Annotated in this window: 19 protein-coding genes and 1 pseudogene; 11 read left to right on the top strand and 9 right to left on the bottom strand. The window is 52.4% G+C overall.

Features of this window, described 5'->3' with window-relative positions:
- Positions 1 to 649 precede the first annotated feature (649 nt).
- From Abor_RS02750 to spt, 3 genes are all read left to right on the top strand, one after another.
- On the top strand, positions 650 to 2,422 hold the full coding sequence (locus Abor_RS02750; RefSeq protein ID WP_146855124.1) for a fatty acyl-AMP ligase: 1,773 nt from the start codon (positions 650 to 652) through the stop codon (positions 2,420 to 2,422).
- Positions 2,423 to 2,548: 126 nt separating this feature from the next.
- Complete coding sequence (locus tag Abor_RS02745; protein WP_048840282.1) at positions 2,549 to 2,800, top strand: acyl carrier protein; 252 nt, start codon at positions 2,549 to 2,551, stop codon at positions 2,798 to 2,800.
- Between the two features lie 6 nt (positions 2,801 to 2,806).
- Positions 2,807 to 4,018: a serine palmitoyltransferase gene (gene spt / locus Abor_RS02740; protein ID WP_048840281.1), complete on the top strand. Its 1,212-nt coding sequence runs from the start codon at positions 2,807 to 2,809 to the stop codon at positions 4,016 to 4,018.
- On the opposite strand, the gene Abor_RS02735 is transcribed toward spt, so the two are convergent.
- Positions 4,015 to 4,917 (bottom strand): hypothetical protein, encoded by a 903-nt coding sequence (locus Abor_RS02735; RefSeq protein WP_181014197.1) that lies wholly within the window; start codon positions 4,915 to 4,917, stop codon positions 4,015 to 4,017. The two genes, spt and Abor_RS02735, sit on opposite strands and share 4 nt — an antisense overlap.
- Before the next feature lie 88 nt (positions 4,918 to 5,005).
- Positions 5,006 to 5,986 carry a diacylglycerol/lipid kinase family protein gene (locus Abor_RS02730; protein ID WP_048840279.1) on the bottom strand — a complete coding sequence of 327 codons (981 nt, stop codon included), beginning with the start codon at positions 5,984 to 5,986 and terminating at the stop codon, positions 5,006 to 5,008.
- A gap of 136 nt (positions 5,987 to 6,122) precedes the next feature.
- Between Abor_RS02730 and Abor_RS02725 the strand changes: the two genes are divergently transcribed.
- Genes Abor_RS02725 through Abor_RS02705 form a run of 5 tightly spaced genes read left to right on the top strand, consistent with a single transcriptional unit; the run spans position 6,123 to position 10,900 of the window.
- Positions 6,123 to 7,022, top strand: a complete 900-nt coding sequence (locus Abor_RS02725; protein WP_244877857.1) for a metallophosphoesterase family protein — start codon at positions 6,123 to 6,125, stop codon at positions 7,020 to 7,022.
- Positions 7,019 to 8,227 carry an LptF/LptG family permease gene (locus Abor_RS02720; protein WP_048840278.1) on the top strand — a complete coding sequence of 403 codons (1,209 nt, stop codon included), beginning with the start codon at positions 7,019 to 7,021 and terminating at the stop codon, positions 8,225 to 8,227. The genes Abor_RS02725 and Abor_RS02720 overlap by 4 nt, the downstream gene beginning before the upstream one ends.
- A complete protein-coding gene (locus Abor_RS02715) occupies positions 8,224 to 9,321 on the top strand; it encodes an LptF/LptG family permease (RefSeq protein WP_048840277.1) in 1,098 nt (365 codons plus the stop codon). Before Abor_RS02720 ends, Abor_RS02715 begins: the two co-directional genes overlap by 4 nt.
- Positions 9,318 to 10,115: a sterol desaturase family protein gene (locus Abor_RS02710; RefSeq protein WP_048840276.1), complete on the top strand. Its 798-nt coding sequence runs from the start codon at positions 9,318 to 9,320 to the stop codon at positions 10,113 to 10,115. The genes Abor_RS02715 and Abor_RS02710 overlap by 4 nt, the downstream gene beginning before the upstream one ends.
- Positions 10,112 to 10,900 carry a nucleotidyltransferase family protein gene (locus Abor_RS02705; protein WP_371861256.1) on the top strand — a complete coding sequence of 263 codons (789 nt, stop codon included), beginning with the start codon at positions 10,112 to 10,114 and terminating at the stop codon, positions 10,898 to 10,900. Before Abor_RS02710 ends, Abor_RS02705 begins: the two co-directional genes overlap by 4 nt.
- Positions 10,901 to 10,969: 69 nt before the next feature.
- On the opposite strand, the gene Abor_RS02700 is transcribed toward Abor_RS02705, so the two are convergent.
- Positions 10,970 to 11,653: an HAD-IA family hydrolase gene (locus tag Abor_RS02700; protein WP_181014195.1), complete on the bottom strand. Its 684-nt coding sequence runs from the start codon at positions 11,651 to 11,653 to the stop codon at positions 10,970 to 10,972.
- Between the two features lie 110 nt (positions 11,654 to 11,763).
- Between Abor_RS02700 and glmU the strand changes: the two genes are divergently transcribed.
- Together glmU and glmS are read left to right on the top strand one after the other, a co-directional pair.
- A complete protein-coding gene (gene glmU / locus Abor_RS02695; RefSeq protein ID WP_048840274.1) occupies positions 11,764 to 13,110 on the top strand; it encodes a bifunctional UDP-N-acetylglucosamine diphosphorylase/glucosamine-1-phosphate N-acetyltransferase GlmU in 1,347 nt (448 codons plus the stop codon).
- The gene (gene glmS / locus Abor_RS02690; RefSeq protein WP_048840273.1) at positions 13,110 to 14,933 is read left to right on the top strand and encodes a glutamine--fructose-6-phosphate transaminase (isomerizing); all 1,824 of its coding nucleotides are present in this window, start codon (positions 13,110 to 13,112) and stop codon (positions 14,931 to 14,933) included. The genes glmU and glmS overlap by 1 nt, the downstream gene beginning before the upstream one ends.
- 362 nt (positions 14,934 to 15,295) lie before the next feature.
- Here glmS and Abor_RS02685 read toward each other — a convergent pair whose 3' ends face one another.
- Positions 15,296 to 16,063: a DUF3108 domain-containing protein gene (locus Abor_RS02685; RefSeq protein WP_164713900.1), complete on the bottom strand. Its 768-nt coding sequence runs from the start codon at positions 16,061 to 16,063 to the stop codon at positions 15,296 to 15,298.
- A gap of 121 nt (positions 16,064 to 16,184) precedes the next feature.
- Positions 16,185 to 16,994 carry an IclR family transcriptional regulator gene (locus Abor_RS02680; protein ID WP_048840272.1) on the bottom strand — a complete coding sequence of 270 codons (810 nt, stop codon included), beginning with the start codon at positions 16,992 to 16,994 and terminating at the stop codon, positions 16,185 to 16,187.
- A 253-nt stretch (positions 16,995 to 17,247) separates the two neighbouring features.
- On the opposite strand from Abor_RS02680, the gene Abor_RS02675 reads away from it, so the two are divergent.
- Positions 17,248 to 17,736: a glutathione peroxidase gene (locus Abor_RS02675; protein ID WP_048840311.1), complete on the top strand. Its 489-nt coding sequence runs from the start codon at positions 17,248 to 17,250 to the stop codon at positions 17,734 to 17,736.
- 53 nt (positions 17,737 to 17,789) lie between these two features.
- Here Abor_RS02675 and Abor_RS02670 read toward each other — a convergent pair whose 3' ends face one another.
- The 4 genes and pseudogenes from Abor_RS02670 to proS all read right to left on the bottom strand — a co-directional run bounded on the left by Abor_RS02670 (position 17,790) and on the right by proS (position 22,929).
- On the bottom strand, positions 17,790 to 19,268 hold the full coding sequence (locus Abor_RS02670) for a Hint domain-containing protein (protein WP_048840271.1): 1,479 nt from the start codon (positions 19,266 to 19,268) through the stop codon (positions 17,790 to 17,792).
- A gap of 564 nt (positions 19,269 to 19,832) precedes the next feature.
- Positions 19,833 to 20,370: pseudogene (locus Abor_RS02665) on the bottom strand (ABC transporter ATP-binding protein); the annotation flags it as partial.
- On the bottom strand, positions 20,363 to 21,610 hold the full coding sequence (locus Abor_RS02660) for a lipoprotein-releasing ABC transporter permease subunit (RefSeq protein ID WP_048840269.1): 1,248 nt from the start codon (positions 21,608 to 21,610) through the stop codon (positions 20,363 to 20,365). The gene Abor_RS02660 and the pseudogene Abor_RS02665, both read right to left, overlap by 8 nt.
- Before the next feature lie 2 nt (positions 21,611 to 21,612).
- The gene (gene proS / locus Abor_RS02655; protein WP_048840268.1) at positions 21,613 to 22,929 is read right to left on the bottom strand and encodes a proline--tRNA ligase; all 1,317 of its coding nucleotides are present in this window, start codon (positions 22,927 to 22,929) and stop codon (positions 21,613 to 21,615) included.
- Positions 22,930 to 23,026 lie beyond the last annotated feature (97 nt).

The following is a 23,026-nucleotide window of genomic DNA, read 5'->3' as shown; positions in this document are numbered from 1 at the left end:
TGAAGCGGTTTCTATACCCACACCACAAAACCGTCAACACCAAAAAATGCTTTTTTTACATTTTTATGTTGGCGCCGATTTGAAGTCGCGCTGCGCAAGCTAGTTACTTGATTGGAAAGACCATTCCGTTAGCCATCGCCAATCGCGTTCACCGGTGGCAACCAACTGCTGCTCCCCTCCCCTTTCAACGTTAACACCACACATACTCAGTGGGCTAATGCCATGCGTTGATTTGTAAGGAGAGACAAACTTCCGCAACTTGGAATCGTGACGCAGTTGCGTATCTGTATATTAGGCATGAGCACACTGCTGAAACCGAGGAAAATACGCACCCACTTCAAACAAGAAGTATTACGAAACGTTTCAGACCATACCCTATTAGAGTGTAACGTATTGGCAGCGTGATTTTCTTAAACGCTGCAAGAAGCTTAGCGGCTCACGGCAAGACGATAACTCTATATATGTGACGCTATAAAAGAAGGCTTTCAACCGCCCTAAAAAACATCAAATGACGCTTTTTGCACACATGATACTTTTGTGAATCCCAAAAAAGACTATATAGGCGACACGTTCGCCCTAACAGAGGCGCGGACACACTGCGCTATAGGGCGCTGACGCAATTATTGAATTTCTTCGAATGGCTAGCTGAATGAACGTTATGAACTCTGCTTCTTCTACCTTAAACGAAGAGACCTTGCAGCCGGTTCCAACAAATTCCGGACAGCAACGCCGTTATGGGGATTTTCCGACCTTTCCTGCTGCTTTGGATTATGCAGCACAAGGGAATGCGGGCTTCAATATTTATTCAGGCAAAGGTGTGCTCTTAGAAGCCCTGCCCTATAAAAAATTGCGTGAGCAAGCCATTGAAACTGGCCTGCGCCTGCTGGGCATGGGCTTACAGCCCGGTGACCGCGTTGCCATTGTTGCCGAGAGCGATGGTGACTTTGCGCGTATTTTCTTTGGCTGCCAGTATGCAGGGCTGGTCTCTGCCCCGCTACCGCTACCCGTAGCGTTTGCTGGTAAAGAGGCTTATCTTGCGACCCTACGCGGCATGATTACCAGCGCGGGCGCAAGTGCGGTTATTATTCCGCAAATTATTGAAGGCTGGACAAACGATATTGTTAGCGGCCTTGGGTTGGTTTTCGCGGGCTCCCCTGGTGAACTGATGGCGCGCCCTGTGCCAGAGATGGCCCTGCCGGAAATCAAGCCTGAAGCCCTCTCTTACCTTCAGTTTTCTTCTGGCAGCACCCGTTTCCCTATGGGGGTTTGTGTGAGCCAAAAATCTGGCATGGCCAACGTAGCCGCCATTGCGCATGACGGCTTGCAAGTGCGCGAAACCGATGACCGTTGCGTCTCTTGGTTGCCACTGTACCATGATATGGGTCTTGTGGGCTTCTTTCTCACCCCTATGACCTGCCAGCTTACGGTTGACATGCTGCCGACCCGTGAGTTTGCACGCCGCCCCCATGTTTGGCTGGATCTGATTAGCCGTAACCGCGGCACACTCGCTTACAGCCCCTCATTTGGGTACGAGCTTTGCGCACGCCGCCCTGCGGCTGAAGGGCTTGACCTTTCAAGCTGGCGCGTGGCCGGTATTGGTGGCGATATGATCCGCCCCCATATTCTGGAAATTTTTGCCGAACGCTTTGCCTCTGCCGGGTTTGATAAAAGAGCATTTGAAGCCAGCTATGGCATGGCAGAAGCAACGCTTGCCATTAGCTTTGCACCGCTTAACACTGGTATTCAGACCGACACGGTTGACCTGAGTGTGCTGGAAAGCCAAGGCTTGGCTGTTGCCCCGAAATCAGCCAACGCACCGTCACGCACCTTTGTGCTCTGCGGTAAAGTGCTACCACACCACGGCTTGGAAGTACGGGATGCCGAAGGCAACGTGCTACCAGACCGCACCGTTGGCACGATCTTTGTACGTGGCCCCAGCCTGATGGACGGCTACTTCCGCCAACCTGAAGAAACCATAAAAGCAATAGATACCCAAAAGTGGCTGAACACAGGCGACCTTGGTTATATGCTGAATGGCCAGATTGTTGTAACGGGCCGCGCGAAAGACCTGATTATTATCAATGGCCGTAACATTTGGCCGCAAGACCTTGAATGGTCTGCTGAAAATGAGCTGCCTACCCTGCGTAGCCGCGATGTAGCTGTGTTCTCTTTAGAAAAAGGGGAACAGGAAGAAATTGTGGCCCTTATTCAGTGCCGTGCCACTACTCCAGAAACACGTGAAGAGCTACGTAGCGAAGCTGCAAGCCTCTTCCGCCGTCTGCATGGCGTAGAGGTCTCTGTGGTGTTGGTGCCCCCCCATGCCCTTCCCCAGACATCTTCTGGTAAGCTGACCCGCGCAAAAGCCCGCACAATGTTTTTAAGCGGTGTTTTTGAGCCTCAGCCTGAAGTAGAACCTGCTTAAACTCCACGAGCATGGTGCGTGCGTAAGATGAGAACTGGCACACTCTTCTTTTTTCGTTCATAAGCACGCGCCAACGGCGGGGTTACTCGCTTACTTTCCATGCGTACACGGACGAAGGGATCCACCATGAGCGAAACTGTTGAAAGCGTTTCTGCACTCATTATCCAGAAGCTTCTTGAAAACCCCAAAGTTCCGCGCGACATCGACGGCAACTGCAAGATCATGGAAGATCTGGCTTTTGACTCCTTGGCCGTCATGAACTTTGTCATGGAAGTGGAAGACACGCTTGATGTGTCCGTACCGCTGGATAAACTGGCCGATATTCGTACCATCAACGACCTTGCAGCCTGCATTGTTGCCCTTAAAAATAAAGGCTAAGCGCGTATGACGTCACTTTTCGCAAAATTTGACGGCACTGCCAGCGCACTTGGTGCGCTTGTGCAGGCTGGTGGGCGCAACCCTTTTGCTGTTGTTATTGAAAAACCCCTTTCTTCCACTGTTGGGATTATTGAAGGGCGCGAAACCCTTTTATTTGGCACCAATAACTACCTTGGCCTAAGCCAGTCTGAGCGCGCCATTAAAGCTGCGCAAGACGCTGTTGCAAAATATGGCGTTGGTACTACCGGCTCTCGTATTGCTAACGGTACCCAGTCTTTGCACCGCCAGCTTGAAAAACGCATTGCAGACTATTTTAACCGCCGCGATGCCATGGTGTTTTCAACCGGCTACCAAGCCAATCTCGGCATGATTTCTACGTTGGTTGGCAAAGACGACTACCTCATTCTGGATGCAGACAGCCATGCCAGCATTTACGACGGCAGCCGTTTAAGCCCCGCACAGGTTATTCGTTTCCGTCATAACGATGCAGATGACCTGTACAAACGCTTAAAACGCCTTGATGGCACTCCCGGCGCAAAGCTGGTTGTGGTTGAAGGCATTTACTCCATGACCGGCAACGTGGCACCCGTTGCAGAAATGGCAGCCATTAAACGCGAAACGGGCTCGTACCTACTGGTCGATGAAGCCCACTCTTTTGGGGTCATGGGCGAAAAAGGGCTAGGTGTTGCCGAAGCTGCCGGTGTTGAAGCCGACGTAGACTTTGTTGTTGGCACTTTCTCCAAAAGCCTTGGTACTGTTGGTGGCTATTGCGTCTCTGACCACCCAGAACTTGAGTTTGTGCGCCTTAACTGCCGCCCTTACATGTTTACGGCTTCTTTGCCGCCAGAAGTGATTGCCGCCACCATGGCTGCACTGGAAGACATGCAAGCCCACCCAGAGCTACGCACACAGCTTATGGACAATGCTGCACGCCTGCATGCGGGTTTTCATAAAATTGGCCTCAATGCCAGCCGTCAAGTTAGCCCGGTTATTGCTGTTACACTGGAAGAAATGGGCCAGGCCATTGTCATGTGGAACCGCCTGCTGGAGCTTGGGGTTTATGTAAACCTGAGCGTACCCCCAGCAACACCAGACCACCGCCCATTGCTCCGTTGCTCTGTTATGGCAACACACACAGCCGCACAAATTGATCAAGCTATTGAGATTTTCCGTCAGGCCGGTCTTGATGCAGGTGTGCTAAGCACAGCAACCGCTTAACTGCTTTTTTGAAACGCCCCCTTGCGCCACAGCTTCCACAATAAAGGAGGTCCGGCAATAAGGGGGTGTTTTTCTGCAAAGGCTGTTAAAGGCACCTTAATACCGCTATGCCGCTCAATTTTCCATGCCGCATAGCGTGCCCCACCTGAGAAGGTGAAAGCCGCTTTCATAAGCCGCAAAATATTTAAAGGCCGACCGAGCCGCTTCCTCACCACCCATGCTTTTTCTAACGCTTCACGGCGGTGCGGCGTAATGAGCGGGATTAGATTTTGCCCATTTTGTGCAACGGCTATACCTGCAATATGCCAACACGACAGAAGTAAGCGCTTAAAACGCTCTGGATATGTGGCAACAATACCTGCTCCACGCCCTGCTTTTTCTACCCGCAATTCAGTTTGGTATGTCCGGGCATAAAGGGCGTTCCAAAAGGCTTCTGGTTCAGCGCGTTCAGGGCCAAAAGCGGCGGCCCAATAGGCTGCGGTCACTACCGCACGCATAACACAGCGTTGCAAAGCCTGCTCTGCTTTATGCCCCTCCGACCAAACAAGCCGAACCGGTTGAGAAAAGCGCGCCCAAACCGTTGTATCGCATGTGGCAACACCCGTCAGTCTTTGAAATTGCACTAAGCTAAGCAGTGCTACTTTGGCACGCAACAAGCGCCCTTGCACAACAATTTCATGGTATTCAACATTGGGTGGCAACAGAGCATTGCCTAAGCGTGCCGCCCAAGGCCGAGGCCAGTCTGATTGTCGTTTTAGAATAACGTAAAAGTCCAGCAACGTGTCGTCTTGTATGCCGCCACGCAAGCCTGAGCCATAAAACAAAACGCCGAGTGGGCGGGCTGGTTTTATCAGTTGCTCTACAAACGCTGTTACTTCTGGCGCAACAGGCGTTGCCATTTCTGCGCCAATACTTTGCGCAAGCAGGTTTGCGGCCAAGGAGCGCGCGTGTGCGCTTGCTGCATCAGACATCAACCCTACCTTTAGCCTACGCTTGTAAAAAAGAGACCACAGGCCCCGCAGTAATATCCAGACATTGCTCAGGCCCAGTTTCAAGCACTTCGCCGTCTAACACAAACGACTGCTCGCTCCGCAGGCGGATACGTGCTGCGGTACCGCTTCTATATGATGCGCTTTGTTGGATCCACGATGGTGCTTTACCGCGCATCAAATTCCATACAGCACTCAGCAAACGCTCTGGGTGTGCGTCTATGTCCAGATAGCTTATGCCTTTATCAACCTCCCAAGAAGGCCGCCAGAAAGGCCATATTTTATGGGAGAGTTTATGCAGGCCAGTACATAAAAACAAAAAGCGATTGCGCACATCAGCCGGTTGCCCGTCCAGCCCCAAGCCTGCGGGCGTACCATTAAGCCACTGTTGCCGCAATTTGGGAGAGAAGAGCTGCCGCGCTGTTACCATTAATGTGGCAAGTACTGCGGCGTCATGCGCGTAAGTATTCAAAATATCTGGGCGGTGCGCAATTTCTATCCCTTTGGTAAAGGCACCAGCCCCCCCAAAGAAACCAAGCTCCGGTGCCCGTTTCTGCCCCGGCCAAGAGACAACCAACGGCTGGCGCTGCTTAATATTTTCGCCCAAACGGTGCGCCCGCGCCAAAGACTGTAAATGCTCAAGCGCCTCGCCACCTCTTTTGCCAAACCCGACATCAGCGGCAATAAGGTTGGTATTGCCAGAGGGCAAAAGCGCTATCATGGGCAGTTTATGGTTTGGGTAAGATGAGGCGTATAAAACGCTAAGCACCTTCCCTACCGTGCCATCTCCCCCATCGACCACCAGACACTCCACATTTTGGCGTGCCAGTTCTTCTATGGTTGCGCGTAAGGCAACGGCAGTTTCAGGGGTATGAAACAAAGGGCCAAGCATGGTGCGCGCTGTTTCAAGGTACTGACGGTCTGCCTTGAGATTACGTCGGCTACGGGGGTTGTGAATTAAGGCAAAACGTTCTGGCACTCAGACACTCATGCTATGCGTATTAAAAAACGCCGTTGCCTTTTGCCCCGGCTGCTGTCGGTGGTATAATTGTAGTTGGTGCGCTTGTCACATACTGTCCTATGATCAGGCCACCTTACGCCGGAGAGCCTCGTTTTTGTCTGCTGTCACACTTGCCCACCTGTCCGACCTGCATCTGCCATTGGCTGGGCTGCCTTCCCTGAAGGAAATCCGGTTTAAGAGGGTTCTTTCGCTCTTATCTTGGCAGTTACGGCGCAAACATATTCATTTACCACAAACACTTACGTGCGTGGTTAAAGATATTCGCCACCATAACCCCGACATGGTGGCCATGACAGGCGACCTCACTAATCTTGGCTTGCTTTCTGAATTTCAGGCCGCGCAAGCCTGGCTATCTGCACAAGACCTGCCCCCCACCTTGTTGGTTCCCGGCAACCACGATGCCCTGATTCGCGGGCAGGCCCAGACCAAGACAGACCTTTGGGCGCCATGGCTACGCACCATGGAAAACGGCATATCACTTTTACAGCACGGGCCGGTGGTGCTTATTGGCCTTAACAGTGCCATTCCTACCGCACCTTTTCTGGCCTCTGGCTGCGTGGCCCCCCACGCTCTTGCGGCATTGCGCCCTCTTTTACGCCAAATGGGTAAAGAGGGTTTGTGCCGCGTTGTGTTACTACACCACCCGCCCGTACGGGGGCTGGTACCGCGCCGCAAAGGCCTGCGGCAATGCACACAGTTACAGCAGCTCTTACGTGAGGAAGGCGCTGAACTGATTTTGCATGGCCACTCCCACAAAGCCAGTCTTACATTCCTACCAGAGACCCGCATTCCGGTGCTGGGTACGCCCTCTGCCTCGCACTGCGCACAACTCTCTTCCCGCTCTGCGGGGTGGAACGCTATTTCCATTCAAGCGGCAAAAGACACGTGGGATATAACCGTACAGCGGCGCGCTTTATGCATGGACCATAAAATGCACGATGGCCCCTCTTACCGCTTTATGCCCCATCGCCTTTCTCGTGCAATGTCGCTATGACAACCCGCATGCAGTCTGTGCCTTTCTTGCGCCGTGTCAGAGCCTTCTTCATACCCGGAATGCTTGACCGTTACCTGATCTTGCAGGTTATGCCGCCATTTCTGGTGGCACTTTCTGTTGTTATGTCGGCATTGCTGCTTGAGCGCCTGCTTGTTCTCTTCAACCTGCTGGCAGCAGGCAACAACCACATTGCAACTTTTCTGGGCCTACTCGGCACACTCCTGCCGCATTATTTAGGTCTGGCCATACCTGCGGCCCTGTGTACCAGCGTGTTTACGGTCATGCGCCGCATGAGCCAGAATGAAGAAATTGACGCTATTAACAGCAGTGGTATTTCTTTAACTCGCGTTGCTCGCCCCTATATTCTGCTTGGTCTGCTTTTGGGGGCTATGTCGTTTTTTCTGTATGGGTTTATACAACCCCTTGCCCGGTACGACTTTAGAGAAGCGCTCTATGTTGCCAGCCACACCGGTTGGGCACCGCGTTTGCAGTCCCGCACCTTTGCGCGCCCATCTGACACCCTCACTCTGGTCGCTGACCATGTAGATCAAGGCGGGTCACACCTAACCGATGTTTTTATTCGCGATACGTCAGAAGGGCACGACCGAACAATTACCGCTGTACATGGCCAAATTCGTGTTGCTGCAGATGGTTCTTCCGTTGAAATTGACCTGCAAGACGGTACTATCCTTACAGAAACACCCGACCAAACCCCAACACTCACATCGTTCGACACGGCTACACGCTATCTCACAAAAGCCGACCACCTCGCCCCATTTCGGGAAAGAGGGGATGATGAGCGTGAGTTAACATCACCCGAGCTCATAAGCCGCCTTATACGACACGACCCGCGCATACCTTTTTCGCATATGCTGTCAGAGCTACATTTTAGACTGGCACGATGCTTAACCATTCCCTTTATTCCGGTATTGGCGGTGGCTCTTGCTATTATGCGCAAGCGCCAAGGGGGTAATTCTGGGCTTATTGTCGCGTTCTTGGCGCTGGTCGGGTTTGATCATCTGCTCCAATTTGGGCACAGCATGGTGGCTACTAAAAACGCATCACTGCTCAACATATGGCTACCAGCTGTTATATTTGCTCTTGGCTGCTCTATGCTGCTTGTTTACAAATCTGGCGCCCTTCAAGCATTTAAGGCCCATTACAACCGCAAACGCCGTACTATTAAGGCAGGACAAAAGGCATGAGCGCGCCTGCTAACAAGCCTTCTCGCTTTGTGCTGCTACGCTACCTTTCTGGTGTGCTGTTAAACCGTGTTTTACTATGCGGTGCCGTTTTGGTGGGTTTGCTGGAAATTCTAGCCTTGCTCGAACAAACAACGCCCATTTTACAACGCCACTTAGGGGTGAGCGGCATTCTTACTTATGCCACCATGCGTCTGCCCTTTTTGCTGGCAGGCACCCTACCCCTTAGCCTTCTTATTGGTGCGCTGGTTACCCTTACCCAAATGACCCTTGCCAGCGAAATGGCCATTTTACAGGCCTCGGGCCTTTCTGTCGTGGGGTTATACAAACGGCTTATTCCGGCAACACTTATTATAGGTGTGCTAGGCGTTACACTTGATGACCAGGTAACACCACGCTCAGAGCAAGCTCTGGCTGCATGGTGGAACCGCACAGACCCTCACCCCGAAAACGGACATTCCTTCTGGTTTCATGAAGGTCTTACCTTAACACGGGTAAACTATGTTGCCGATGGCGGTAATTTTTTGGGTGGCGTAACCCTTTACTCACGCAATGAGAAAGGTTTGTTACAAGACGTGATCCGTGCTGAACGTGCCGATTATAGCAAGGCGCGCGGTTGGATTTTACACGACCTAAAAGTGGTGCATGTTAAAACTGCAACAGCAGAAAATATGCCCGATGAAGCAGAGCGTGCATGGCCTACGTCCTTGCACCCGTGGGATTTTATTCGCCTCTCCGCTGAAAACCCACCCCTGTCTTCTGGCACAATTTTGGGCATGCTCCGTGGCCACCTACCCTCAGATTCCAGCCCCGGTTTTTTACAAGCTGGGTTGCTAGAGCGGTTTTTAAGACCGTTATCCTTGCTGGTGCTTCTATTAATTGCGTTGCCAGTGATCTATATCCCACCTCGTACAGGCACACGAAGCTGGACACCGGTCTGGTGTCTGGGTGCGGGTTTGCTGTTTGTTATTGTGCAAGGCATGTTGCGCGCAATGGGCAATGCAGGCTTGTTGCCACCGCCTGTTGCGACAATACCCGGCCTGATCATTTTTACGCTGGGTGCTGTAACAGTGCTTTTGAGGAATGAAGCAAAATGAGTGGAACACTAAACAACCAAAGTCTGAAAACAGGCCGTAGTTTTGACTTGGGTAAAATGAACCTCAAGCAACTCTGGGTCGCTTATCTGACTTACCCTACCATTCTGCTATACTTTGCTCTTGTCGTTGCCAGCATAGTGGCTGCGGCCCATTTTTTTGCTGGCTGGAGTGCAACGCTGGTTTCTATCGTAGCGGTTATTCTGGTGTACCCTCTGGCATGGTACCTGCTGCACCGCTACGTGCTGCATGGGCGGCTACTTTATAAAATGAAATGGACAGCCTCTTTATGGAAACGCATCCATTTTGACCACCACCAAGACCCGCACCTGCTTGACGTGCTGTTTGGGGCCCCTGTTACCACCCTACCTACCATTGCCATTATTACCGGGCCTATTGGCTACCTTATTGGTGGCTGGGGTGCCGCCGCAACGGCCTTTGGTACGGGCGTTGCCATTACGTGCATCTATGAGTTCTTTCACTGCATTCAGCATTTAAACTACAAGCCAAGTGCGGCTTGGATTCAACGCATGAAAGCTCGGCACGTTTTGCACCACTTCCATGATGAAGATGGTAATTTTGGTATTACCAGCTTTGTGGTCGACCGCTTGTTTGGCAGCTACTATCTAGACGCCAAAGCCCGCCCCCGTAGCCCCACCGTGTTCAACCTCGGGTATGATGTGCAGGAAGCCAAACGCTTTCCGTGGGTTATGAAACTTACTGGATCCCCCCCGCGTGACCGGCCCGATGGTGCCCGTACCAGCACAGCCAAACCCTCTACCCAGCACGCGGCGTGAGCACATCTATGCCGCCTCTTTCGGTTCTGGTGCTGGCTGGCACACGCCCCGGTGTGCCAGACCCCATGGCCCAAGCGGCTGGCGTCACACATAAAGCCATTTTGCCTGTTGCGGGCACCCCCATGATTACCCGCGTACTCACCACCCTACGCGCCACACCAGAGGTTGGCCGTATTGTGGTATGTATCGACCAACCCGCAGTGCTTGATGGGCTTTTACCGCCAGATATCAGTGTTATTGCAGCACAACCCGAAGGGCCAAGTGCCAGTGTGCTAGCTGGCCTTGCTCAGCTTGGCACCCCACTTCTGGTCACAACAGCTGACAATGCCCTACTTAAGCCAGAATGGGTTACGGAGTTTCTACAAAAATACCCATCCGCATGCGATGTAGCCGTGGCCGTTGCACCAGAAGCTGCCGTGCTGCGCGATGTACCCGTTACTAAACGCACGTTTATTCGCCTCTCTGACCTCGCCTTTTCTGGGTGCAATCTGTTTTTATTCCGCACACCTGCGGCCTGTAACGTTGCCCGCCTGTGGCTTAAGGTTGAAAAAAACCGTAAGCACCCCCTCCGTATTGCGTGGTTGCTTGGCCCCTTTACGTTGCTCCGTGCTGTTCTCAAAAAACTGAGCAGTGCAGCATTATGCGCCCGTATTGGCAAACTCACCGGTGCACAAGCAGCTCTTGTGTGCTTGTCAGACGGCAGAGCCGCGGTCGATGTTGATAAACCAGCAGACCTCGTGCTGACCGAGCAAATTCTTGCATCCCAAGCTAAAACGCCTGCGTAAGCCAACACCACAGCCATAACAGCCTTTAAACCCGCCAGCCCTTCTGGCGGGTTTTTGTGTTTAAAGCAGTCAAGCCAACAAACGTGCTGCACAGTCAGGCACTTCGGCCATACTTACCGCCTGCGCTTGCGCCAAATCAGCCAAAGTGGGGTCTCCGTAGCCCCATGCGGCAAACAATGCTGGGCACCCAGCCCCTTGGGCCGCCAACAGATCTGGCGCCATATCGCCAATCATCACTGTGTGCTCTGGTGCGCTCTGGGCTTTCTCTATGGTGCCAAGCAAATGGCGTGGGTCGGGCTTTCTAGCCACAAAGCTGTCGCCGCCACCTACGCACGCAAAGAGTGGGAACAGGTTAAAGCGCTCCAAAATAGCTAATGCTGCCACCTCGGGCTTGTTGGTACACACGGCTAGTCGCCAGCCTTGCGCACGCATGGTGTGCAAAGCCTCCTCCGTGCCAGGAAAAAGTCGGGAAAGCTGTGTGGCGCGTGGGGTGTAAAGCGCCATAAAACGGTGGCAGGCTTCAGCATGGTCAATCTGCTCTACCTGCTGTTTTGCCCCTTGAGCGGCAGCGGCTGCCAATAAACGCTCAACCAGTAAAGGCACACCATTCCCTATCATGCCGCGCACTTGTGTATCTGTAACGCTGGGCAGGTTGTAGCTGGCCAATAAGGCACGCCCGCTTTCTGCCAAATCTGGCAAAGAGTCCAGCAAGGTGCCATCCATATCAAACACGGCAAGTTTCTGTTTCATCACCCAAAGCGCCTTTTGGTAAATTCCTGAAAAACTTTATGATATCTTATTAGCATGCTTTCCATAGCCAAGCGTTTGACAGCACGGTGAGGTTAGCCTACCGCAGTCAGACCATGACATTTTCTTCAGCACCCCGTCCTGCCACTGCGGTTCTGCTGGCCGCTGGTCTAGGCACCCGTATGAAATCCTCTCGCCCTAAAGCCATGCAACGGTTGGCAGGGCGGCCTATGCTGGCGCATTTAATAGCCAACGCAGCTGCAGTGTTTGACAAGCTGGTTGTTGTTATTGGCCCAGAGATGGCAGACGTGGCTGAGTTAGCAGCCCCCCATACAGTGGTTGTGCAACACGAGCGCTTAGGCACTGCCCATGCCGCCTTGCAAGCCGAAGCCTATTTTGGCGAAGGCGATGTCGCCGTACTATACGCCGACAACCCGCTTATTTCTGAGCAAACCCTAAGCCGCCTTTTGGCCGAACGCCGTAGCCCCGGCGTTGGCTTGGCCCTACTTGCCATGCGCCCCCAAGACCCCGGCCGCTATGGCCGCGTATTAACAGAGGGCAGCAATGTCACACGTATTGTAGAGTGGGCTGATGCCACCCCCGCAGAGCGCGCCATAGATTTGTGCAATGCTGGCGTTTTATGCGCCGATGCTCCAACCTTCCGCCACTGGCTGCACAACGTTAAAAACGACAACACCAAAGGCGAATATTACCTGACCGATGTGGTTGATCTGGCAGTAGCAGACGGCGTGAACGTACGCGCAGTTGAAGCCGCAGAAGATGAACTGCGCGGCATTAACTCCCGCGCAGAACTGGCACAGGCAGAGGCAGCCTTGCAGCAACACCTGCGTGCGCAGGCTATGGCCAATGGCGTGACCCTTGTTGCACCAGAAACCGTATTTTTCTGTGCCGATACCGTGCTGGAAGCAGACGTACTGGTCGAACCCCACGTTGTTTTTGGGCCAAGTGTTACTGTACGCAGCGGGGCAGAAATTAAAGCCTTTAGCCACCTTGAAGGGTGCACAGTGCAAACAGATGCCATTATTGGCCCCTATGCCCGCCTACGCCCCGGTACGCAGGTCGGTGCCAAGGCCCGTATTGGTAATTTTGTTGAGGTGAAAAACACAACATTAGGCGATGGTGCAAAAGCTAACCACCTGACCTATTTGGGTGATGCCACGGTGGGCGCTGGCACCAATGTTGGGGCGGGCAGTATTACCTGCAATTATGACGGCGTCTTCAAACACCGTACGACTATTGGTGAGCATGTTTTTGTTGGCTCAAACACCATTATGGTGGCCCCGGTAAACATTGGTGGCAACGCGCTGGTTGCTGCGGGCAGTGTCATTACAAAAGACGTACCGGCAGAGGCTCTTGCCTTTGGCCGCCCACGGCAAACAAACATGCCAGAACGTGGCAAACTGTTAAAAGAGTCTCTCAAAGCCCGAAAGGATAACGGCTAATGTGCGGAATATGCGGCGTTGTTGGCCTACGCCATGCCAGCCCGATTGTTTTTGATGGCCTGCGCCGTCTGGAATATCGCGGTTATGATTCTGCGGGCATTGCAACCTTGGTTGATGGTAAAATTGACCGCAGGCGTGCAGCAGGCAAACTCGATAATTTAGGTGCCCTGCTTGAAACAAGCCCCCTACCCGGCACCACTGGCATTGGGCACACACGCTGGGCTACACACGGCGCCCCAACAACCTGCAATGCACACCCCCATGGCACAGAACGTGTGGCCATTGTGCATAACGGCATTATTGAAAATTTTGAGGCCCTCCGCCGTGAGCTAGAAGCCGCCGGGCAGGTTTTCCAGACCGAAACCGACAGCGAAACCATAGCCCAGCTCGTTGACTACCATCTGGCACAAGGTCTTGCCCCTAAAGACGCAGCCCTGAAAGCGCTGCAACGGCTTGAAGGCGCTTACGCTATTGCCATGATCTTTGCCGAGCACGAAGGGCTGATGATTGGCGCTTGCCACAGCGCACCGCTGGCTGTGGGCTATGGCGATAACGAAATGTTTCTGGGTTCAGACTCTCTGGCCCTTGCCCCGCTTACCCGCCGTATCAGCTACATGGAAGACGGAGACTGCGTGGTGCTTACACCCGTCGGGGTCGAATTCATGACCTTTGACGGCACCCCAGTACGCCGCGCTGAACAAACAACGGCTCTTGCAGCTGGTGCTATCGGCAAAGATGGCTACCGCCATTACATGGAAAAAGAACTCCATGAGCACCCGCTGGTTATAGGCCAAACCTTGCAGCGCATGATCGACCCAGCCAACCGTAAGGTTGTGCTGCCCGATATGCCGTTTGACCTTGCAACGGTACCGCGCGCCGTTATTACCGCCTGCGGCTCAGCTTTTTATGCTGGCATGGTGGGCCGCTACTGGCTGGAATCCATTGCCCGCCTGCCCGTTGATATTGATGTTGCCAGCGAGTTACGCTACCGCGACCCACCTTTGGCACATGGGTCTTTAGGGCTGCTCATTTCTCAATCAGGCGAAACAGCCGATACGTTGGCGGCGCTGCGCACGCTCCGCCAAAATGCTGTGCATATTTTGTCTGTGCTTAATGTTGAACATAGCACCATGGCACGTGAAAGCGCGCTGGTGCTCGGCACTGTTGCCGGGCCAGAAATTTCTGTGGCGTCAACCAAAGCCTTTACCGCACAGCTTACCGTACTGGCGTGCCTGACCATTGCCATTGCCCGTGCGCGTGGCACATTAGACCCCTTGGGGGAAGAAGAACTGGTGGCCGCCCTGCTAGACCTGCCCAGCCGTGCAGCAGATGTTTTTGCACAAGGTGATGCTATTCGCCGTATGGCCCGCGTGGTGGCAGAAGCGCGTGATGTGCTCTATCTGGGCCGCGGCAGCATGTTCCCCGTTGCCCTAGAAGGCGCACTGAAACTCAAAGAAATTTCCTATATCCACGCCGAAGCCTATGCCGCAGGGGAAATGAAGCACGGCCCCATTTCCCTCATTGACCGCACAGTGCCAATTGTTGCCAGCGCACCCTTTACACCGCTGTTCGACAAAACTCTGTCCAACCTGCAAGAAGCCAAGGCCCGTGGCGGCCGCCTGCTGGTCTTTACCGATACCAAAGGTGCTGAGCGCGTTTCTGCCATTGCAGAAGAAATGGTCGTGCTGCCACACGTACACGACTTTGCGGCCCCCATACTCCAGACCATTCCTGTCCAGATGTTAGCTTACGAAGTTGCTGTTATGAAAGGCACCGACGTAGACCAGCCCCGTAATCTGGCAAAATCTGTCACGGTGGAATAACCCTCACCAAGACACGTACTTAAAAGTACAACGAATAAGGGCGGCAAGCGCGGTATAGCTCTTTAAAGAGCATGCGGCACTTCCCGCCCTTTTTTACTTAAAGGCAGTTTAAACGCATCTATTTGAGGGTTAAGAGGGCAATTCTGTTACTAACACGACAGTTTTGTAACCACGATGCTACTGTCTCAACTGCACCCCGAGACCCTCATCAAAAGCGCACAAGAGCACAGGCCAAACCGCCCTAAAAGCCAACACTCTGTTGAGGTGTTTCTAAGCGGCTTTTAAAAAGCCTCTTTTGCCTCAAGCTCCACTAGCGCCCCATCAAGCCTATAGTGCCGCAAGCAAGAGCGCCTTTTAGCCCCTTAAGGATATTGTTTCGGGGTGCTGCTCAGTAATACATTGATCCGCCCTAATTTGGGGTGGTCTAGTTCTATACGCACAGCCACCAGCCCCAAATTGCCAATATTTTCAAACCACACACGGCCCGGCTGCGGGTTATGCAGCTTGCTTTTATCGCTTGAGAAATGAAAGCCCTTCACCTGTTGGCCTACAAAATTACACCGCAGGCCCGTCTCACCCCAGTCCCACGGGCCGCCTGATGGCAGCTTGACTGTACCCGCCGTCTGGAGGGAAAGGGTTGTCAGGCGTAGGCCATCAAACAATTTTTCCTGCCCTTGGCAGCTTTGTTGTGAGCGCGCCTGGTGCAAAATACCAATGAGGGCCGAAAGCACATCAACCGCCCCTTTGCGCTCTTCTTGCGTTACTGGCTCACGGTCTGTTTCAGCAGGCTCTAACACGCTTACTTCTGGCATGCCGTCTTTATAAACAATCGTGGCGCGGCGCATGCTCCTGCGCGACCAACCGGCTGTTGTAAATTTTTCTGGTTCAACCGCACGCCCGTCAAAGCGGCCCTGCGCCTGCATAGACAGGTCGGTCTTCATAAACAGGCCAAACAGTGCTGTGGTTTTAACCTGCGCAGCCACCCCATATTGCTGGTCACTTAGCCAATACGACGCCTGAATATTCATAACATGCAGACCATGCACAAAAACAGAATATGTCAGAGCCGTTTGGGGGGGGCGCTGCTCTTGCGCGCAAGCCAGACCAACGGGGGCAATACTTATACTCAATGCAGCACATGCGCCTAAAAAACTGCGCCCCAAAGCCATACGCTTCAAACAAGAAAACGGCATTCTTACCCTCGTATTTGTTGCTCTTTATGTACGCCAGAGCAGGTCTTGAAAAACCGTTTTAACGCATGCCGCCTAGGCTGTCTGTGCCCATATTTCTGTACCCTAGGCGGGTCGATACGGCTTGAGCCAGCGCGACAGCCCTGCCACCAAGCTCTGCTACATCATACCGGGCAAGGTCTGTTTGGGGCAGGCTTACCCCAACCCCCGCCACCATACGGCCAGAATAGTCTTTAACCCCGGCCCCAAAACACCACAGACCATCATGCACCTGCTCATCATCAACGGCGTACCCACGCTCGCGAATCTCGGCAATTTCGCGCACCAGGGTTGTGACAGAGCGAATCCCATTAGGTGTGAGCGGATTGGGCCATGTTGAGGCGGGGTGTAGGGTCAACCATTCTCTAAAGGTCGTGTCATCCATCTCGGCCAGCATGGCATTGCCCGTGGCCGTAAAAATGGCAGGCAAACGCATACCCACCCTAAATGATGCCCCAAGCACGGTGGCACTATTGCGGCAGGCCACATACACCACCTCCATACCCTCTAGTAGGGTTAAGGTGACGGTAAACGAATCCAGATCAGAGAATCCATCAAGAGCTTGGTAAAACTCGGTTACCAAGTCGCGCTTTTCGGTCACGCCGCCCACCCAGTCTAGTAAGCGGGTGCCTAGGCGGTAGCCTTGCGTAGCGTTTTTTTCTAGCAAGCCTAATTCTACCATAACAGCCAGCAAACCATGCACCGTACTGCGGGGTAAATCGAGCTGTCGGGCAATGTCTGCCGCCAAAGGCGGGCGGGCAGACTCTTTTACCATATCCAGCACTCTAACGGCCCGCCGCAAAGCGGGAACGGAATCTGTGGGTTTGCTCATGTCGTTTCTTATTTTCCTTATTGACAAGAAAAGCCAATAACACCATTATTCCACATACGGGATCGAGTTCAATATAATGAACAATAACAATGAGCCGATCCTCTCAAAAACTTTCGGTGGAAGCCTGACAAGAACCCGCAACAGGGCAGCAGGCTTCCCCCGGTTTTGTCTCTCCCCCCTCGCCGTTTCTGTCGTATTCAGTTAAACAGGGTCTACCCCCATGAGTTTGCCAACAAAAGAGGGCCCCTGCGCCATGACAACCGTTTACGACTTTTCCCTCCCGCGCCTTGAAGGCGGCGGCACGCTTGATCTGGCTGAGTATCGTGGCAAACCCCTTTTAATTGTTAACACCGCCTCTGAATGTGGGTTTACCCACCAATATGAAGGGCTACAGGCTCTGTGGTCTCAGTTCAAAAAAGCCGGTGTGGTGGTTATTGGTGTCCCGAGTAACGACTTTGGCCAGCAAGAGCCGGGGTCTTCGTCACAAATTGCTGCCTTTTGTCATAAAAATTACGGTGTGGGCTTTCCTATGGCGGCGCGTTGCCCTGTAAAAGGCACCAACGCTATACCGCTGTTCCAGTGGTTGAACAAGGATCTGGGGTTTCTGGCCCGCCCACGCTGGAATTTCTACAAATATCTGTTCAACAAACAGGGCCAGCCTGTTGCATGGTTTAGTAGCCTAACAGCTCCAACCTCTCCGCGTGTGCGTGATGCGCTGGAGCGGATTTTGCTAAACGGCTAAGCAAAAAATTTACCCCCTCCCTCTTATTCAGCAGGAAGGGGGATATGTCAGAACTAACTCGCTATTTTATGTTCTGCCATCTCAGGCGTAGGGGCCAGCACATACGGCCCCGCCTCTAATACCTGCAAAGACAAAAGAGCAATCTCACCCACTTTACCCTGCCCTATTGGCAAAAGGGCGTTGCCTGTTGTCCAACGCGCGGCTGGGGTTTCTAGCGGTAACCAGCCAGATAAGTCATCCACACTTAAATGCTCGGTAATCGTTTGTGGCTTATTTTTGCGGAAAATTTTTATCTCCCCAATAGCCACACCAAAATAACGCCGGTCATCAATATAGGGGCCAATAACATCGCACGGACGGCTGGCGTTTGAAACAATGCGCACCGCCTGAACCCCACCGGGTATAAGAAACAGAAAATACCCATCTTGCTTACGCGCAAGCCGCACAATTTTTCCTGTATCTGTCACAAGGTGTAACGCAATTTCAGTGGTTAAGGGCAATGCTTCTTGCTGGATAGGCACATGGAGCTTTTCTGCGCGCCGCAGCAGCTTTTGGTACAGAGGCTCAACAAAACGGTAATCAACCTCTAATGGGGCTGCGGCCTCTTGCCCCCATTGCTTCGTGCTCTGCCGTTCAAAACTCACAACAGACCCCGTCTGCTCATTATGTTGGCTCTGGCGCTTTTGGCAGTCACTCTCTGTTAAAACACCATTTGCCATAATGGCTGCATGCTCTTCTATTTCTACATGCACAAAGTCGTATTCAGGCAGGCTTTTATCGTAAAAAATAGAACGGTTATTGACCAAAAGCCGAGCTGGTACAAAGCGCCCCTTAAAAAGCAACCGCTGCTCTGCCGTAAACAGTAGGTCTTTTGAAGGCACGCCCTTTGCTATGGCGTTTTTAGTAATATGCACCGGGTAGCCTGCTGTATCAGGCATAAGCTCTGGCCGTGTTACCGCATGCCCTTTTCTAAGGCAGACCACATGGCCCACCTGTTCCTTGCCGTAACGGTACACCACCACCTCATCATGCAGGTGTAGGTCTTCTACTGGCACAAGACCGTTGGGCGTTTTAAGTAAAGTGCCCGTTAAAAAACAAACAACCGAGCCTGCGTTAAACGGCGTGTCTGATTTTGTAATGTTATAAATACGCGGGCCAAAGTGCCAGTCGCTTCTGTCAGACAGGTCGCGCTCAAAGCCGTGTGTTATAATTTGGCCAGACGGTGTGCAACTCTCTGGTTCGGCAGACAGTAACCACCACACACCGCTATCAACACCTTTTACAATCACTGAGTTGTAATGGTATTCACCAGATCCAGCGACCAGATTATAAGTAATTTTTTGTTGCTGCCCTAAAGAATCAACAAAAGAGAAAATTTTTCCATCAAACGTAACATCAACCTGTGGCGAATTAACATTTGTAGACCCCCCGCCACTTGCTCCGATAACATATTGCGCTCTACCGTTAAGATATCCCCAACTAGAGAGTTGGATAACATTTAACTTATATGTGCCAGACAGAGGGATAGACATGTTATGCCTCCTTACCCATCCAATCGAGTAAAACCATTCGTTAAAGAAAATTTTTTGCTATTTTTGTTATTTCTTGAGGTTATATCTCCATAAATACTGCACCACCTAGTATGTGGATCACATTCTTCTTAACAATAAATTATTTAATATTTATTTAAAAAATAAAGTTTTCTATTTTCTGACATTATTTATTAAAAATACCAATTTACATTCTTTTATATCAAAATAAATTATTTATAAAACAAGACTATACAACACTTATGCAAACCTATGCTGGCTGTATTATCAGCTCTCTGCTCACGCTATTCACCCTGCCTCACCTTGTCTCTTTAAATACAAAAAAGGCACTCCCTTAAAAAAGAAGTGCCTTTTTGTTTCTCAAAACGATGGTGTAAATGCTGTTGGTGCCTTAAGGCTGCACCCGCTCTACCAACTTGCCATCACGCAAGGTCATAACTCTGTCCATACGTGCCAGAAGTTCTTCGTTATGGGTTGCAACAAGTGCTGCCAAACCCTGCCCTCTTACCGCATTTAACAATTCATCAAACACTGCATCTGCTGTGCGCACATCAAGGTTCCCTGTTGGCTCATCGGCCAAAAGTAAAACCGGGTTGTTGGCTAAGGCACGGGCTATGGCAACACGTTGCTGCTCCCCGCCCGACAGCTTACCGGGTAAATGCTTAACACGGTGTGCTAAGCCAAACTGCCCCAGTAAGTGCTGCGCCTTAACGCGGGCTTCTGCCTTACGCACACCAGCAATCATTTGCGGCAGCATAACGTTTTCTTGCGCGGTAAACTCAGCCAAAAGGTGGTGAAACTGGTACACAAAGCCTATTTGGTCACGCCGCAAGGCAGTACGGCCTGCATCGGCCAAACCACGTGTGTTCTGGCCTGCAATCTCAATATCGCCCTCATCTGGCGTATCGAGCAGGCCAGCCAAATGTAGCAAGGTCGATTTACCTGTGCCCGATGGGGCAACAAGCGCCACCAGTTCTCCGGCATGCAGCGTAAAATCTACGCCCTGCAACACAGGCAAAGAGCCTTCATCGCCACTGCGGTAAGTTTTTTTGACGTTTGAGAGACGCAACACAACGTTATTCATGCCGCAGAGCTTCCACTGGGTCTGTGCGTGCTGCACGCCATGACGGGTAAAGAGTTGCTAAGAGAGAGAGTGCGAGCGCCATAGCAATAACCTCCCCCACCTGCCCCCACACCAATTTGGCAGGCAAATGCGTGAGGTAATACACCTCTGGGTTAAACAGGTTGGTGCCGGTTATGCTCTGCAACGCTAGGCGAATACGCTCAATGTTAAGGCAGAACACAACGCCCAAAAGCGTACCGGCAACCGTACCCGTTACCCCAACAGAGGCCCCACACATTAAGAAAATACGCATAACCGCACCACGGCTGGCCCCAATGGTACGCAATACAGCAATATCGCCCGTTTTGTCTTTTACCATCATAATCAATGAGGAAATGACGTTAAACGCCGCAACCAAAATGATGAGTGTTAGGATAAGGAACATAACATTTTGCTCAACCTGCACCGCGCCAAACAGAGCATTGTTGGCATTTGTCCAGTCCAGCACGCGTAAGCCGGGGTCTCCCACTGCATTGATAATACGCATGGTAACAGGCCGGATATTTTGGGCGTCCTGCACCATAACCTGAATTTGCGTAACCTTGTTGGGCATCTGAAAATAGACTTGCGCGGCATGCAGCGGCAAGAAAACGTAGCTGGCGTTATAGTCGTTCACGCCGGCATCAAAAATTGCAACAATATGGTAGGCGCGCACGCGGGGTATGGTACCAAATGCGGTAGCTGCCCCCTCGGGCGAGACAAGGGTAATGCGTGAGCCAATGCTCAACCCTGCGCGCGAGGCCATAGTAACCCCCACGGCAATGGCATCATCCCCCTCAAAATCATCTAAAGAGCCAGCTACTAAAGATGAGCTAACCCCTTTCAGGTCGAGCAGGCCCTGCTTGGTCATGCCATGCACAACCCCGCCGGAGTTAAAGCTACCGGCGCTGAGCAAAACTTGCCCTTCAATAAGGGGGGTTGCACTGGTCACACCCGGCACTTTGCGCACTTGGTCTGTAACCTGCTCGTACTGGGAGATGGTGCGGCCAGAGCCATAAATGCTCAGGTCACCATTCAGCCCCAGAATACGATCCATCAGGTCTGCCTGAAACCCATTCATCACCGCCATAACGATGATGAGTGTGGCCACCCCAAGCGCAATCCCGACCAGCGAGAAAATAGCGATAACAGAAACAAAGCGCTCGCCGCGCCGTGCTCTTAAGTAGCGCCCTGCTATGGCGCGCTCAAAGGGGCCAAACATGCTTAGTCTGCCAAAACCAGTGCCAGAGCGTCTTCAACGCTCAGGTCGTGGCGCTCACCTGTGGCACGGCGTTTTAGTTCAACGCGGCCTTCTTTAGCGCTACGGGGGCCAACAACAATTTGCCACGGGTGGCCCATCAGGTCGGCATCAGCAAACTTGGCACCTGCACGGTCTGAACGGTCATCATACAAAAACTCTTCGGGGTTTTCGTTGTAAATGCGTTCACACAGGGCATCGCAGGTTTCATCACCCACTTTCAGGTTCAAAATTGCCGCTTTGAAAGGCGCAATAGACGCTGGCCAGATAATGCCGTTTTCATCATGGCTGGCTTCAATAATGGCCCCCACAAGGCGGGAGACACCAATACCGTAAGACCCCATTTCTGGGTAAATCTGTGAGCCATCAGCCGCAATAACGCTTACGTCCATCGCTTTGGTGTATTTGGTACCAAAGTGGAAGATATGCCCAACCTCAACACCGCGCCCTTCGCGGCGGCGGTCTTCAGGCACTGCGTCCCATGCTGTGGTGTCGTGCATTTCATCTGTTGCAGCGTAGGGCGTGGTTACGCGGGTATAAAAAGCCTCAAGTGCTGTAGGGCTTTCAACATCAACCGGTGTATCCAGCCAATCTTGGTCTTCAAGGGCGGCATCATAAAACACGCCACTTTCCCCCGTTGGGGCTAAAATCAGGAATTCGTGGCTAAGCTCACCCCCAATTGGCCCGGTATCTGCCCGCATAGGCACAGCCCGCACACCCAAACGCTGGAAGGTACGCAGGTAAGCCAGCATCATGCGGTGGTAGCTTGCCACAGCAGAGGCATAATCTAGATCGAAGCTGTAAGCGTCTTTCATCAGAAATTCGCGACCGCGCATGACACCAAAGCGGGGGCGCATTTCATCACGAAATTTCCACTGAATGTGGTAGAGCACCTGCGGCATGTCTTTGTAAGACTTAACGGCTTGGCCAAAGAGGTCTGTAATCATTTCCTCGTTGGTTGGCCCGTATAGCAGTTCACGCTTATGGCGGTCTTGAATACGCAGCATTTCAGGGCCGTAAGCATCGTACCGGCCTGAACGCTTCCACAGGTCGGCAGACTGCAAGGTTGGCATAAGCACTTCCTGCGCGCCCACGCGGTCTTGTTCTTCACGAACAATCTGGCTGATATTGCGCAGCACTTTTAAGCCTGCTGGCAACCACGCATAAATGCCCGAAGCCGTTTGGCGCACAAGGCCAGCCCGCAGCATGAGACGATGCGAGACAATCTGTGCCTCTGCCGGATTTTCTTTAAGCGTGGGGAGAAAACTGCGCGAAAGACGCATGGTGGTACTCAGCCTTGTTGGTAGCGCGGCATGCAGGCAGCACACCGCTAAAAAAATTCCTGAACTTCTGCTCTAAAACACAGCACTCATAAAGAAA

The organism is Acetobacter orientalis (assembly GCF_000963965.1).
Classification (GTDB): domain Bacteria; phylum Pseudomonadota; class Alphaproteobacteria; order Acetobacterales; family Acetobacteraceae; genus Acetobacter; species Acetobacter orientalis.
This window is presented reverse-complemented; position numbering and strand designations above follow the sequence as displayed.

Coding starts and splice junctions, on each gene's coding strand:
- Abor_RS02750 (WP_146855124.1), top strand. CDS start 650: ATGAACGTTATGAACTCTGCTTCTTCTACCTTAAACGAAGAGACCTTG.
- Abor_RS02745 (WP_048840282.1), top strand. CDS start 2,549: ATGAGCGAAACTGTTGAAAGCGTTTCTGCACTCATTATCCAGAAGCTT.
- spt (WP_048840281.1), top strand. CDS start 2,807: ATGACGTCACTTTTCGCAAAATTTGACGGCACTGCCAGCGCACTTGGT.
- Abor_RS02735 (WP_181014197.1), bottom strand. CDS start 4,917: ATGGCAACGCCTGTTGCGCCAGAAGTAACAGCGTTTGTAGAGCAACTG.
- Abor_RS02720 (WP_048840278.1), top strand. CDS start 7,019: ATGACAACCCGCATGCAGTCTGTGCCTTTCTTGCGCCGTGTCAGAGCC.
- Abor_RS02715 (WP_048840277.1), top strand. CDS start 8,224: ATGAGCGCGCCTGCTAACAAGCCTTCTCGCTTTGTGCTGCTACGCTAC.
- Abor_RS02710 (WP_048840276.1), top strand. CDS start 9,318: ATGAGTGGAACACTAAACAACCAAAGTCTGAAAACAGGCCGTAGTTTT.
- glmU (WP_048840274.1), top strand. CDS start 11,764: ATGACATTTTCTTCAGCACCCCGTCCTGCCACTGCGGTTCTGCTGGCC.
- glmS (WP_048840273.1), top strand. CDS start 13,110: ATGTGCGGAATATGCGGCGTTGTTGGCCTACGCCATGCCAGCCCGATT.
- Abor_RS02680 (WP_048840272.1), bottom strand. CDS start 16,994: ATGAGCAAACCCACAGATTCCGTTCCCGCTTTGCGGCGGGCCGTTAGA.
- Abor_RS02675 (WP_048840311.1), top strand. CDS start 17,248: ATGACAACCGTTTACGACTTTTCCCTCCCGCGCCTTGAAGGCGGCGGC.
- Abor_RS02670 (WP_048840271.1), bottom strand. CDS start 19,268: ATGTCTATCCCTCTGTCTGGCACATATAAGTTAAATGTTATCCAACTC.
- Abor_RS02660 (WP_048840269.1), bottom strand. CDS start 21,610: ATGTTTGGCCCCTTTGAGCGCGCCATAGCAGGGCGCTACTTAAGAGCA.
- proS (WP_048840268.1), bottom strand. CDS start 22,929: ATGCGTCTTTCGCGCAGTTTTCTCCCCACGCTTAAAGAAAATCCGGCA.